Genomic DNA, 13,641 nt, shown 5'->3' on the forward strand with positions numbered 1-13,641 from the left:
TCGGTTAAATTACAGTTAAGATGACTTTAGCGCGCACTATTTCCCAGCATCTTTAAAATAAAAACACCTATTAGTTGAACTAATAGGCGTTTTTAACAATCATCTGACTGCATATCGAGCTGGAACTTATAGCGATTTGTCCAGACATCAATAAAGTCTGGTGCAAAGGGCCCTCTTTTTTGCTGAATCCAGCTAATTAACTTATCGACATTGCGCTTTAAAATTTTATCAATGACATCAGGATAAGACATTTCCTTGCGATGAAGCTCGTACTCATCCTCATCTAACAGCGTATAAGACATATCAGGAAACACTTTAATGTCTAAATCATAGTCGATATATTTAATGGCATTATTATCGAATACAAATGGTGAGCTGAGATTACAATAATAATACACACCATCCTCACGCAGCATACAGATGATGTTAAACCAGTGTTCCGCATGGAAATAGCAAATAGAAGGCTCTCTTGTTAGCCATGTGCGACCATCAGATTCTGTTACAAGTGTCCGTTCATTCGCACCAATCATAATATTTTTAGTACCTTTTAAAACCATTGTTTCTTGCCAAACACGGTGGATGCGGCCATTGTGTTTATAACTATGTATTTGTATTGTTTCTCCTTCTACTGGTAATGCCATTTTGAAGCCCACCTTTTCGTCTATGCTACCTAAATCTAGCAGTCTCTAGTATATTATAGCAATGTGTACGCGAAAGGTGTAGTTAGAAAACCACAAATTTCACTACGCTATTAACAATTTATATGAAATTTCTCATATTACAAACGAATTTTATAATAATATTCGCGCAATTGGTATTTATTGCTTTAGATTAATTCCAATTTTAAACAATTGAAAAGGAGCTGTCTTTGTCATCTTTTCGGATTTTAGACAGCTCCTTAGAGGTAAATGCGATTATGCAATTACAAAGTGTTATTCACCTAGGTCTTGGTTTGTTTTAGAGAAACGACCTGAAGCTGAAGCTTTTTTCTGCTCTGCTTTCGCATTTTGCTTTTGCACTTCATTTACGTCCGTTTCATAACCAAACTCTTCACTTTGACGTTGCATGTTTTTATTCGGTTGGTTTTGGTTGTTTTGTTTTTTCATCCTTCATTCACCTCCACGCTAGTTATTGTGTACAGAGGTGATATCTTTTATGCTTATTATTTTTATTTAATTTGTTTTTTGATTGCTTCCCATATTTTTAACATAGGGACAGGCATTGGCAGCAGCTCGATTTGCTCCTTTGTAAACCAATCGCCCATAGCGGCTGTATCGCATTTTATATAATAGCTATTTAGATGCCATGTTAAATGCGAAAAAACATGCTTAAAGGCAAGTAGCTCCTGCTGTGCTTTACTATTTAGTGCATACTCCTTTACAAAGGCTTCTACTGATTCATGGCTAGTATCAATCATTGGAAATTGCCATAAATTCGCAAGTAGCCCTTCTTGAGGACGCTGCTGCATTAAAAATCGCCCTTGATCATCTTCACAAACAAGCACCTCATATGTAAGATGCTTCATTTTTATTTTTTTAGATTTAACAGGTAGTTTTTCTGGCTCTCCTTCATTGAACGCTAAACAATATTCACGCACTGGGCACAACAAACATTTAGGAGAGGTAGGTGTACAAATAAGTGCCCCAAGCTCCATTAAGCCTTGGTTAAAAGCAGACGCATTCTCAGGATCAATTAATTCCTCTACTGCTGCCTCAAAAATCTTCTTTGTTTTTGGTATGGCTATATCATCATGAATATGAAGCACTCTGCTTAAAACTCGCATAACATTGCCATCCACCGCATGTTCAGGCTTATTATAGGCAATACTTAAAATAGCCCCTGCAGTATAAGGGCCAACACCTTTTAACTTTGATATTTCATGGCGATTATTAGGTACAACGCCACCATAATTTTCGATAACTTCACGAGCCCCTGCTTGTAAATTGCGAGCACGGGAATAATAGCCAAGACCTTCCCAATGCTTTAATAAATATTCCTGTGGCGCTTCTGCCAGCAATTCGATTGTTGGAAAGCTTTCCATAAAACGGTTGTAATAAGGAATAACTGTGTCGACACGTGTCTGCTGTAGCATAACTTCAGACACCCAAATTTTATAAGGGTCTGTAGTGTGTCTCCACGGCAAATCACGTTTCTCAGCGTTAAACCATTCGACTAAAGATTGTCGAAATTCTGTTACATATGGGTAATTCACAGTGACCTCCGATGTTTTTACGATTTAATTTATAATAAAAAGGGTATACAATTAAGAAAGAACATTCGTGTCTAGCTCATAAACATGATCGAATGTCGAAGCATAAAATTTAATACTGCTTTTTACGTATAGAAATAAAGATGTATGCATATTGTACTCGATTTGAATGCATACTAGGAGTGGATATTTTTGGATTCAGGTACACATTTCGTTATGGGTATAGCCCTTGGCGGTCTTGCATTAGCCGACCCTATTGTAGCCAACCATTCAATGACTTTTACAGCCGTAATGGCAGGTACAATTATTGGTTCACAAGCACCTGATGTCGATACAGTGCTAAAACTGCGCAACAACGCTATTTATATTCGACATCATCGCGGAATTACACACTCACTACCTGCAGTAGCTATTTGGCCTATTTTAATTACAGCTGTTTTATCACTTATTTTGCAAGATGTAAATGTGTTGCATTTATGGCTTTGGACATTTCTAGCTGTTGCACTACATGTTTTTGTTGATATTTTTAATGCCTATGGTACGCAAGCAATCCGCCCATTCTCTCGAAAATGGGTAGCATTAGGCGTTATTAATACCTTCGATCCAATTATCTTTTCATTACACTGTCTTGGTATTGTGTTATGGGCATTTGGTACAAATCCAGTTTGGACATTTAGCATCATGTATATTGTTATTGTGCTATACTACGTTTTGCGTTTTGCTGTTCAAAAAGCTGTAAAAAACGCTGTACATCATACATTACAAGATGAAGAATATGTCATTGTCGCACCAACAATGCGCTTTTTCCATTGGCGAATTGCAGCCAAGTCTAAAACACATTATTATGTTGGGCGAGCATACGGGCGAACTGTTAATATTTACGATAAGTTTGAAATTAAACCTTTGCCAAAAACGCCCCTTATTGACGCAGCAATGCAAGATCCGAATTTAGCTGCCTTTGTATCCTTCTCACCAATGTATCGATGGGAAATCTCCGAACTTGAAAATGGCTTAACAGAGGTAAGGCTAATTGACCTGCGCTACCGTAGTGATAATCGTTATCCTTTTGTGGCAGTCGCACATTTAAACGATGATTATAACATCGTTACATCTTACACAGGATGGATTTTTACAGAAGATAAATTGCAAAAAAAATTACAAATTGGTGCAAGCAATTAAATAGCGTAGGGCTGTTGAAAATAATTTTATTATTCTCAACAGCCCTTACTTATTATTGTAACATATCGTCACTAGCATCTAGTAAATGGGCGTATTTTGGGTTGCGCCCTGCAAAGGCATGTAATTTATCGCCATAGCTTGCGATTAATTGACGCACAAGCTTTTCTGTATAATCTGCTCCTCGATAATCATAGCCTGCTTTTGCGGCTGTTGCTTCAAAGTCACTCCACAATAGCTCTACCCAGACACGCGCACGCCCCACTGACATTTGTGGATTTTTGGCAAGTAACTCTGCTGTTAATTGTTCGATTTTTTCTTTCATTTACTTACCCACCTTTACAGGGGATAGCATAGATACTGGTAAAGCCTCTTGGTATCTGTTACCACCTAAACGATAGCCCCAAGCAAAACGTCCCTTTAAATAATCGACTTGGAAAAATTCATTGTCTGAGCCATCGATACGATACATTTCTCCTGGAACAATTGTATCCAAATCCACTAAATAGGCAGCAGCCATTAAAGCCTTACGCTCATAAACAGCAAATTCATTGATGATGCCTAATTGTTCTGCCTTTCGTGCCTTTTCTTTTAGCATAGCGATTTCCTCGCGTAGCTCATGCTCAGACATTGCAGCATAATTTTTTTCGTTCATTCCTCATTCTCCTTCTCTTCGATAAAACGATCTATAACCTCTATCGGAAAACCCTTTTGATAGAGCGCTTGCTTTATTTTCATTTTTAGCTCATAACCAGTATACTTTGATGCGTACTTTTTCCAAATCTTTTCGCCTTGTACATCGAGTAACTGCTGCCAATTATCTTCATCTTGTTCGATCTCTACTTGACTAAGCACCTCTTCCACAATAGAAAATGCATAGCCTTTTCTTAGCAGAAAATCTTGAATTTTTGCCTTTATTTGTGCTGGCGTTTTCTTTTTTTCTGAACGTACAATTTTTTCAGCAAGCTGTGTTGCTAATGTTACCTGCTCCTCAAAGCTATATGTAGCAAGCACTTCATCCTGCAAGCCTTTATCGATGCCTTTTTTGATAAGGTCTTGTCGAATAGCCCTTGGACCTTTTTTCATGGTCGCCTTTTTTGTATCAAGCAAGGCTTTCGAATAATTTTCATCATTAATAAAGCCATAAGATTTTAATTTTTGAATTGCCTCTAACACAACCGCTTCACCAAATTCTAAGGCGAGAAGCTTTTTTTTCACCTCATGCTCACTACGCATTTGATAGGACAGGAAATTTAATCCTTTATTAAAGGCTTTGCGAATCTCATCCTCATAGGCAATTTCCTGAATTTCAAACTCATCCAGTACCTTCCCCTTTGTTAAGCCAAATTGAATAAGAACGGCCTCATCCACAGGAAAAGCATATTCTTCGTTTAAATAAATATTATAACGCTCAGGATTATTTTTTTGACGTGCAATTTTCGTAATGATACGCATAGCAAACACCTCATTGTATATTATAGCATTTCTTTATTTATTACGGTGTTCGCTCTGCTTCGCGAGCATTCTCATCGTTTCCGCGGGTATTCGTTCTGTTTTCGCGCGTATTTACCCTCGCTTCGCGGGTATTCATCCTGCCCTATCTATTTTATAGTCAATATAAGCCAGATGTTTATATTTTAGTTAAATGGTAAACTTAACTATAAAGTGTTTTATTTGATTGGAAAAGAGGTGCTTCTTATGAAAATCGTTATTGCAGGTGGTACAGGCTTTGTTGGCAGTGCACTTATTCAACTATTGCGGGAAAATGGGCATGAGCTGTTTATTTTAACGCGTCAGCCATCAAGCATTAAAAACGGCATTCACTATATCCAATGGCTGCATCCTGAATCGCAACCAGCACAAGCATTAGAGAGTGCTGATGCATTTATTAATTTAGCAGGCGTTTCATTAAACAGCGGACGTTGGACAAACAAGAAAAAGAAGGCAATCTATTGGAGCCGAATGAATACAACACTTGAAATTGTTCGTATAATGGAAATGCTTACAGCAAAGCCTAAAGTTCTGATCAATGCAAGTGCAGTAGGGATTTATCCTGCTTCTACAGATGCTGTTTATAATGAAAATTGTAATAATTATGCAACTGATTTTTTAGGTACAACCGTTTATGATTGGGAACGTCATGCAATGCGTGCACATTCATTAGGTGTTCGTGTAGCACTTGCTCGCTTTGGTGTTATTTTAGGGCGCGATAGTGGTGCACTTCCCCCTATGCTTCTACCTTATAAAATGCATATAGGTGGCACAGTTGGCTCAGGCCAACAATGGCTATCATGGATACATATTGACGATGTCGCTCGCGCTATTGATTTCGCACTGTCAACTGACAGTATTCGTGGACCCTTTAATGTCACAGCTCCTCACGCAGTCAACATGGAAGAATTTGGACAAACGATTGCAGCGGTAATGGATAGACGCCATTGGCTACCTGTCCCAAGTATTGCAATGCGTTTAGCACTTGGTGAACAAAGCACACTTATATTAGAGGGACAGCATGTACTGCCAACTGTTTTAGAAAAGCATCATTTTACATTTACGTTCCCTTATTTGAAGCAAGCACTGGAAGACCTCATTATAAAAAATTAATTGGATAATTTATATAGATATGACGCATCCTAACGAAAAAGAAAGGATGCGTTTTTATGTGGAAACAACATATTGTTGGTGCGGTAATTGCTACTTTTATTATTGCCGCAGGAATTAGCTTTAATCCATTTTTTGCTGCTGGTTCTGATGAACACCATTGGGGCTTTAAACGTGCAAAAAATGGAGAGCAGGCAGAGGCAGGAGCACAGCTCGATCAGTTACTCGACAAATATGGTGCTATTTATAAGGGGAAGCCTGATAAAAAAATTGCCTATTTAACATTTGATAATGGCTATGAAAACGGCTTTACTGAAAGTATTTTGGATACATTAAAAAAAGAAAATGTGCCAGCAACTTTCTTTTTAACAGGTCATTATTTAGAAAGTGCTAGTGATTTAGTGAAGCGTATGGTCAACGATGGTCATACGATTGGCAATCATTCATATGGTCACCCTAATATGGCTCGCCTTTCACCAGATGGTATGCGTGCAGAATGGCGCAAATTTGATGGGAAATTACGAGAATTAACAGGGATTGATCGCACAACATATGCTCGTCCACCTGAAGGCATTTTTAATGCCAAAGTATTAGAGGTTGGGAATGCAGAAGGCTACCGCCATATTTTTTGGTCTGTTGCCTTCAAGGATTGGATGAAGGATGAACGTCGTGGTGCAGACTATGCCTACAATGCGCTGATGGAGCAATTGCACCCAGGTGCTGTTATTTTAATGCATACTGTTGCACAAGATAATGCTGAAGCTTTGCCAATGTTTATTGCAGAGGCGAAGAAGCAAGGCTATACATTCCTATCTCTTGATGATTTAGTATTGGAATACGAAGATTTCCCTGTTGCTTTGCAATCGTCTGCTCCTTCGTTATAATGGGGAGATGACATTATAAAGCAGGGACGTGGAATGTTTGACACAACAAACAATAATGACCGTGGGGCAAAAATTCCCACTGACAATAAAGAGGCTTGGCATTAATGGTGAAGGTGTAGGCTTTTATAAACGCAATGTCGTATTTGTCAAAGGCGCTATTCCTGGAGAAGAAATTACGGCTCAAGTTACAAAAACAGAGCGAAATTTTGCTGAGGCAGAAATTTTAACGATTCGTAAAGCTTCCAAATATCGTCAGGAAGCACCTTGCCCGGTATACAATGAATGTGGTGGCTGTCAGCTTCAGCATATGACCTATGATAAGCAGCTTATTGAAAAGCGTGATATTGTGATACAAGCATTAGAGCGTTATGCTAAGCCTTTAGCTGCAACAGTTGAGGTGCGTAAAACGCTTGGTATGGAGAATCCTTGGCATTACCGTAATAAAAGCCAATTCCAAGTGCGTAAGGAAGGCAAGCGTGTGTATGCTGGTTTATTTGCAGAAGGCAGTAATAAGCTGCTCAATATTAACGATTGTCTTGTTCAGCATCCTGTTACTTCTAAAATAACAGTTGCTACACGAAAAATTTTACAAAAGCTCAATATTACAATTTATGATGGTCGTACGCTAAATGGTTTAGTGCGTACAATTGTTGTTCGTACAGGTATTCGTACTGGTGAAACACAGGCTGTCCTTGTGACGACACGCAAGGAAATTCCTCATGTAGCGGAGCTAATTGCGCGCATCAAAAAAATTGACCCAAGCATTGTATCGATTGCGCAAAATATTAATCGTGAGAAAACATCTTTAATTTTTGGTGATGAAACGATTGTGCTTGATGGGAAGGAAACAATTCATGAGGAGCTTGGCGAATTAGCCTTTGATTTATCAGCTCGTGCCTTCTTCCAGCTTAATCCAACGCAAACTGTACATCTTTACAATGAGATTAAAAAGGCTGCTGCATTAACAGGAAAGGAAACTGTTGTTGACGCATATTGCGGTGTCGGTACAATTGGCTTATGGCTAGCAGACCAAGCAAAAGAAGTGCGTGGCATGGATGTTGTTCCTGAAAGTATTCAAGATGCTCGCAAAAATGCTCGTAATCATGGCTTTAAGCATACAAAATATGCAGTGGGTACTGCGGAAAGTGTGCTGGCGAAATGGCGCAAGGAAGGTTTTACACCAGATGTTATAACGGTAGACCCACCACGTACAGGTTTAGCACCAGAATTTATCCGCACAGTCTTGAAATTAAAGCCAAAACGCTTTGTCTATACATCCTGTAACCCATCCACTTTAGCAAAGGACTTAAACGAATTAGCGAAGCTTTATGAGGTAGAGTACATTCAACCAGTGGATATGTTTGCACAAACGGCGCAGGTAGAATGCGTTTGCGCCTTAGTTCTAAAAAATAATACTTTGGACCACCTGTTATAGGGTGGTCTGAGAATTATTGCTATATTTATGTTTATTTGCACTATATTAAACATTATCATCTGAATATATGAAATTTCAAAATTAAAAGTACATTAATCTCCATTTATCATATAGATGTCCAGATTCTTTGCATTATTGCTATTGTTAGCTTTAAACTATCTATTCTAAAAAATGAATATTATAAAATCAACAAGGCGCTGCTCCAAATAATAATGGTTGAGCAGCGCCTTTAGTCAAATGTGTCTTGATCTTCGTATGGTTCAATTTTTTCCAATTACTGTGCCTCCTGTAAGAATGTCTTATTATTCTCAAGAAGCTGAATCATCGACTGAAGAATCTTTTCCTCCAATCTTGGTGATGAATTAACCTCTTTCGCAATAATCCTCTTTAAATCTAAAATCGTTTGAACTTCGAGCATATGCTTTTCAGCTAATTTGAAAGCCTGCTCTAACTGACCGGTCACCATGGGCAACACTCCTTTTAAAATGTATTCCTTATTATTATATCAAAAGTCCATAAGAAAATTCACTTTTTTAATCAAAATTTTCTTACAACTTTCGATTTTTTCTGCAATTCCAATATCCAGCAGGAACAATAAATTTTACTCTTCGCTAAAAGTCCAGCATAATTATTACGCTTCTACAATGATAGGCTCTGGCGATAGGGCTTCATTTACTATCGTCTTTTGCTTAAATAGACTAGTAAACTCTTTCTCTAAAATAATATCTATTTCACAAATAGCATGCTATAATAGCAATTAGGTGCCAAACCTATGTAACTTGGACGGAACATCCTTGTTACGCAAAAAACGCCATAACAGCACGGATTTGCTGGGCGTTTTTTTATTTTATGAGCGGGAAGATGAGCCCCGCTCTTTTTTATTTTGCTTGTAATTGTTTCGCTCGCCCAAATACGAGTAACACTATTGCAACGGCTAGTAAAAGCAGTGCTACAAGTAAAAGAAAGCTATAACTTTTAACAACTTCTAAGTAAACTCCACCTAAAAATGGCCCTGTTAGGCTGCCAATGCTTAAGGCAATACCGCATAGCAAATTTCCTGTAGGCAGCAATTCCTTTGGTGTTAAATCAGCCATATAGGTAATCCCCAAAGAAAACATGGAGCCGACCAATGTCCCCGCAAAGAAAAATGCTATAGCCACAGCGATTTGTGAATGCTCTAAAAAGCTAGCAACACCAAAAATCAATGCCGCTCCAAATGAGCCAAGCATTAAAATATTGCGTCTTCCTATCTTATCTCCCAGTGCACCGAGTGGTACTTGCGTCACAATGCCGCCAAATGTAAAGACCGATAGAATAATTGGAATTATCCCTACTTCAAAGCCTTTACGCAATGCATAGACAGGGAATAAGGCATTTAATGAGGATTCAAGAAAGCCGTAAACAAATGGGCCTAAAAAGGCAAGCCAGCCAAATAATATAGCCATTTTATAGCGTTGCCAGCCTCTGGCATTTAAGTCACCTGTTAAACGCTCTGGCTTTTCATTTTTTAGGAAAAAGACAAAAGACCATGCAAATAAACATAGTATAGACGATGCAATAAATGGTAGCGCCTCTGAAATTTCAATAAGCCTTACCATTAGTGGTCCAATTGCAAAGCCTGTACTAAATGACAAGCCATAGATTGCCATTCCTTTTCCTAGACTTTTATGATCGGCTGTACTCGTAATCCATGTTTGTGTGGCAAAATGCAGAGCATTATCCCCTACACCAATTAGTAAACGCAAAATAAACCAAAAGGTCACATTTTGCCACAATGGAAAGGCAAATAATGAAATAAACACAAGTGCACCGCCAATTAAGATAATTGGTTTATAACCCCATTTTCGTAAAGGCTGCTCAATAAATGGTGAGATTAGTAGCGTTCCTATGTATAAACCCGTTGCGTGTAAGCCATTTAACGCCGAGGATACACCATCATGTTCAAAAATAATTGATATTAGTGGTAAAAGCATTCCCTGTGAAAGACCTGAGATAGATACAATTAACACTAGAATGGTAAATCTTTTTTTGCTGTAATCTGAGAAGTACGTCATTATTTCCTCCAACATCCAGTCATTCTTCCAAATAACAGCATACCAAAAAGCCTTAGCGCTCACCACATGTGATTTTACGCTAAGGCCTAACTAATACTTATATTCATTTAATTGTATAAACACGAATTTCGGCTTTTGGCTATTACCGATTACTTGTTTAAACTCCCTCCTTTTCACATTAGAATGATTATGATTTTTTCCAATCAGCTCCTTTACTTTATCTTAAAACAACTTTAACATACGACTTTAATTTTGTAAATATTCTGTTTATTTATTTTTAAAATTAATCGCTTAGTCCTAGATGTTTACCTAATCATTGAAAACTCAGCTTAAATCAGCTACGATAAAAGGGATGAAACGAGGTGTACGAATGTCAAAACCAATTACTGATAAACAGCAGCAAGTAACCTATTTAAAAGAGCGTCTTGAAATATTTTTAGAGGTATTAGATGCCCTTGATCCTGAAACAGCTGAATTAGAGGATATTGATCGCTTAATTCAAATGATGGATGACTTAGAAGACAAGATGGAGCAATTTAATGCTCGTGAACAATAATGAATAAAAACAAGCGAGCATACAATGTGCTCGCTTGTTTCCTTAAAAGCAATCCCAGTTATAAAGTACATTACTAAAATCTTTATTTTTTAGCTCCCTCTCTGTAATAAAGAAGTTGCCAACACCACAATCACCCCAAAGGATATCATCCCCTACACTATCAATTTGTAACAATAAAATAGTAGCGTCTTGATAATCACCATACGCTCGTGGGTCTTCCTGTGTGAAAAATGGATAGCCACCTATTTTATGACCAGTACTAGACAAAGCCTCGTAAAAGGCATTCTCTACTTGACTGTTCCCCTCTAAAGTTTTTAAAATAGCTCCATAAGCCTCTCGCCCTCTAAAATCTCTGATGGATAAAGGCTCCATCCCTACTTTAAAAGCTAATGCCATTTCGCGCTCTACAGGAAAATACAATTCTTCATCCTTATTTTCTATAAATGAAAAGTCCTGTATAAGCTGTGTTTCGTCCTGCACAATCGTATCATGGAAAATTACACGAAAACCATCTTGGTTTTGTCCATTATCAAAGTCCATTCCTAATACATCGTCATATCCATCGATATAAAATTGCAGTATTCCCTCTTCTGGGAAGTTTGAGAGATGCTTAGGTAGCTCTGCAAAGTTAATTTGGGCAAGAAGTTTCAATGGCTGTCCATCAGTGCTGCTTTTAGGATATTCCATTGATAGTGGAAAATATGGGTCACCTGCAAACTTACTTTCAAATAACGTTGTTTTTCGTACATCCGTATCAATCCATACAACAGGCTTTAGCGCTTCTTCTACTATTGATCTGTATTGCTCCAACTCTTTTGGTAATTCAATTAAATTTTTAGCAGACATACAAATTCCTCCTAATAGTGGATTTCCTTCATTATAGAACATTTGTTCTCAAACTTCAACTTTCTACTATAAATTCAGCACATTATTTATCACAATAACTATCAAATCAAAATTATATTAAAATATGCTTTAATTTAGTGCGTACAGAGAAGGACTCTTTTTTTCATTAGTTGAAAAGAGTATAATGTAACGTGGAAATAATCAAATTTTTTATGGGGGGCAATACGAATGAATCTACAAAACTTGGAGAAAAGTCTTTACAATTTAATTACTGAAACATCTACGAATTTACCTAAAGATGTACGCCGTGCTATTAAAAAAGCAAAAGAGGCTGAAAATGCTGGTACGCGTGCAGCAATGAGCTTAGACACAATCTCAAATAATATTATTATGGCGGAAGATAATGTGTCACCAATTTGTCAAGATACTGGTTTACCAACTTTTAAAGTATATACTCCTGTTGGCGTTAACCAATTAGAAATTAAGGCTGCCATTAAAAAAGCAATTGCAGCTACAACAGCAGATGCTAAATTACGTCCAAACTCTGTAGACTCTTTAACAGGACAAAATAGCGGAGATAACTTAGGCGATGGTGTACCTGTTATGAAATTTGAACAATGGGAAAACGACTACATTACAATTAAGCTAATTTTAAAAGGTGGCGGCTGTGAAAATAAAAATATTCAATACAGTCTTCCTTGTGAATTAGATGGACTTGGTCGTGCTGGTCGTGACTTAGATGGTATCCGCAAATGTATCTTACACTCTGTATACCAAGCACAAGGACAAGGCTGTTCAGCTGGCTTTATCGGTGTAGGTGTTGGTGGGGATCGCTCTTCTGGCTATGATTTAGCAAAAGAGCAATTATTCCGCCATATCGAAGATACAAATCCAAATCCTGACCTTGCAAAATTAGAAGAATATGTTGTGAAAACAGCTAACACATTTGGTATTGGTACAATGGGCTTCGGTGGTGAAGCAACATTACTAGGCTGTAAAATTGGTGTTATGCATCGTATTCCTGCCTCCTTCTATGTATCTGTAGCATATAACTGCTGGGCATACCGTCGTATGGCAGTAGATATTGATCCACAAACAGGTGAAATTATTAACTGGCACTATCAAGAGGGCGAAAAAATTACATTTAAAGAAGACGAAGTAGCTGCAACAACAGAAGATACTACTACAGATGTAGTGGAGCTTACTGCACCAATTACAGAAGAACAAATTCGCGCACTAAAAGTTGGAGATGTTGTATCCATTACTGGTCGTATGTATACTGGTCGTGATGCTATCCACCATCATTTAATGAGCCATGATGCACCAGTAGACCTAAATGGACAAGTCATTTATCACTGTGGACCTGTTATGGCAAAGGATGAAGCAGGCAATTGGACAGTAAAAGCGGCTGGTCCAACTACTTCTATTCGTGAGGAGCCATACCAAGGCGATATTATGAAGAAATTTGGTATTCGCGCTGTTATCGGTAAAGGCGGCATGGGACCAAAAACATTAAAAGCACTTAATGAACATGGTGGCGTGTACTTAAATGCTATCGGTGGCGCAGCTCAATACTATGCAGACTGTATTAAAGGTGTAGATGGTGTTGATTTAATGGAATTTGGTATTCCAGAAGCTATGTGGCACTTAAATGTTGAAAACTTTACAGCAGTTGTAACAATGGACTCACACGGTAACTCACTCCATGCAGATGTTGATAAATCATCATTAGAAAAACTTGCGTTACATGCAGAAAGAGTTTTCTAAGCTAACTTCATAAATAGCGGGACTTATCCGCACAATTTTTATAGGCACAGAATATTCTACATGAATAGACTGTGCCTTTTTGCTATTGTTATTTTCTCTAAATAATTTCATTC

General features: G+C 37.8%; 15 protein-coding genes. 6 read left to right on the plus strand and 9 right to left on the minus strand.

Translation table 11 applies throughout. From position 1 onward, the window contains the following. Positions 1-92: 92 nt before the first annotated feature. The 3 genes from ntdP to mutY all read right to left on the minus strand — a co-directional run bounded on the left by ntdP (position 93) and on the right by mutY (position 2,212). The gene (ntdP, locus tag MHB42_RS16520; RefSeq protein WP_274794505.1) at positions 93-641 is read right to left on the minus strand and encodes a nucleoside tri-diphosphate phosphatase; all 549 of its coding nucleotides are present in this window, start codon (positions 639-641) and stop codon (positions 93-95) included. Positions 642-932: 291 nt separating this feature from the next. Continuing rightward, positions 933-1,106: a gamma-type small acid-soluble spore protein gene (locus tag MHB42_RS16525; RefSeq protein WP_340807513.1), complete on the minus strand. Its 174-nt coding sequence runs from the start codon at positions 1,104-1,106 to the stop codon at positions 933-935. A 62-nt stretch (positions 1,107-1,168) separates the two neighbouring features. Continuing rightward, positions 1,169-2,212 carry an A/G-specific adenine glycosylase gene (gene mutY, locus MHB42_RS16530; protein WP_340807514.1) on the minus strand — a complete coding sequence of 348 codons (1,044 nt, stop codon included), beginning with the start codon at positions 2,210-2,212 and terminating at the stop codon, positions 1,169-1,171. Positions 2,213-2,401: 189 nt separating this feature from the next. Between mutY and MHB42_RS16535 the strand changes: the two genes are divergently transcribed. After that, the gene (locus tag MHB42_RS16535; protein WP_340807516.1) at positions 2,402-3,388 is read left to right on the plus strand and encodes a metal-dependent hydrolase; all 987 of its coding nucleotides are present in this window, start codon (positions 2,402-2,404) and stop codon (positions 3,386-3,388) included. Positions 3,389-3,440: 52 nt separating this feature from the next. Here the strand turns inward: MHB42_RS16535 and MHB42_RS16540 are convergent, their stop codons facing one another. From MHB42_RS16540 to recX, 3 genes are read right to left on the minus strand one after another with little or no spacing between them, the layout of a single operon-like run. After that, entirely contained in the window at positions 3,441-3,710 is a 270-nt protein-coding gene (locus tag MHB42_RS16540) for a YfhJ family protein (protein ID WP_340807517.1), read from the minus strand. Further along, positions 3,711-4,040 carry a YfhH family protein gene (locus tag MHB42_RS16545; protein ID WP_340807518.1) on the minus strand — a complete coding sequence of 110 codons (330 nt, stop codon included), beginning with the start codon at positions 4,038-4,040 and terminating at the stop codon, positions 3,711-3,713. After that, a complete protein-coding gene (gene recX / locus MHB42_RS16550) occupies positions 4,037-4,840 on the minus strand; it encodes a recombination regulator RecX (protein ID WP_340807519.1) in 804 nt (267 codons plus the stop codon). Before recX ends, MHB42_RS16545 begins: the two co-directional genes overlap by 4 nt. A gap of 243 nt (positions 4,841-5,083) precedes the next feature. Between recX and MHB42_RS16555 the strand changes: the two genes are divergently transcribed. Genes MHB42_RS16555 through rlmD form a run of 3 tightly spaced genes read left to right on the plus strand, consistent with a single transcriptional unit; the run spans position 5,084 to position 8,305 of the window. Beyond that, the gene (locus MHB42_RS16555) at positions 5,084-5,989 is read left to right on the plus strand and encodes a TIGR01777 family oxidoreductase (RefSeq protein WP_340807520.1); all 906 of its coding nucleotides are present in this window, start codon (positions 5,084-5,086) and stop codon (positions 5,987-5,989) included. A gap of 56 nt (positions 5,990-6,045) precedes the next feature. Beyond that, a complete protein-coding gene (locus MHB42_RS16560; RefSeq protein WP_340807522.1) occupies positions 6,046-6,870 on the plus strand; it encodes a polysaccharide deacetylase family protein in 825 nt (274 codons plus the stop codon). Positions 6,871-6,907: 37 nt separating this feature from the next. After that, positions 6,908-8,305: a 23S rRNA (uracil(1939)-C(5))-methyltransferase RlmD gene (gene rlmD, locus MHB42_RS16565; protein ID WP_340807523.1), complete on the plus strand. Its 1,398-nt coding sequence runs from the start codon at positions 6,908-6,910 to the stop codon at positions 8,303-8,305. Between the two features lie 274 nt (positions 8,306-8,579). On the opposite strand, the gene MHB42_RS16570 is transcribed toward rlmD, so the two are convergent. Next, positions 8,580-8,771 (minus strand): hypothetical protein, encoded by a 192-nt coding sequence (locus MHB42_RS16570; RefSeq protein WP_053995525.1) that lies wholly within the window; start codon positions 8,769-8,771, stop codon positions 8,580-8,582. A gap of 412 nt (positions 8,772-9,183) precedes the next feature. Next, the gene (locus tag MHB42_RS16575; protein WP_340807524.1) at positions 9,184-10,359 is read right to left on the minus strand and encodes an MFS transporter; all 1,176 of its coding nucleotides are present in this window, start codon (positions 10,357-10,359) and stop codon (positions 9,184-9,186) included. Positions 10,360-10,729: 370 nt separating this feature from the next. Here MHB42_RS16575 and MHB42_RS16580 point away from each other — a divergent pair, with 370 nt between their 5' ends. Beyond that, the gene (locus tag MHB42_RS16580) at positions 10,730-10,915 is read left to right on the plus strand and encodes an SE1561 family protein (protein ID WP_340807526.1); all 186 of its coding nucleotides are present in this window, start codon (positions 10,730-10,732) and stop codon (positions 10,913-10,915) included. Between the two features lie 42 nt (positions 10,916-10,957). Here the strand turns inward: MHB42_RS16580 and MHB42_RS16585 are convergent, their stop codons facing one another. Next, positions 10,958-11,761, minus strand: coding sequence for a YwqG family protein (locus MHB42_RS16585; RefSeq protein WP_340807527.1), 804 nt, complete (start codon positions 11,759-11,761; stop codon positions 10,958-10,960). Positions 11,762-11,989: 228 nt separating this feature from the next. Between MHB42_RS16585 and MHB42_RS16590 the strand changes: the two genes are divergently transcribed. After that, on the plus strand, positions 11,990-13,528 hold the full coding sequence (locus MHB42_RS16590) for a fumarate hydratase (RefSeq protein ID WP_340807528.1): 1,539 nt from the start codon (positions 11,990-11,992) through the stop codon (positions 13,526-13,528). The last annotated feature ends 113 nt before the right edge of the window (positions 13,529-13,641 follow it).

Origin of the sequence: Lysinibacillus sp. FSL K6-0232 (genome assembly GCF_038008325.1) — a bacterium.
In the GTDB taxonomy this organism is placed as follows: Bacteria; Bacillota; Bacilli; order Bacillales_A; family Planococcaceae; genus Lysinibacillus.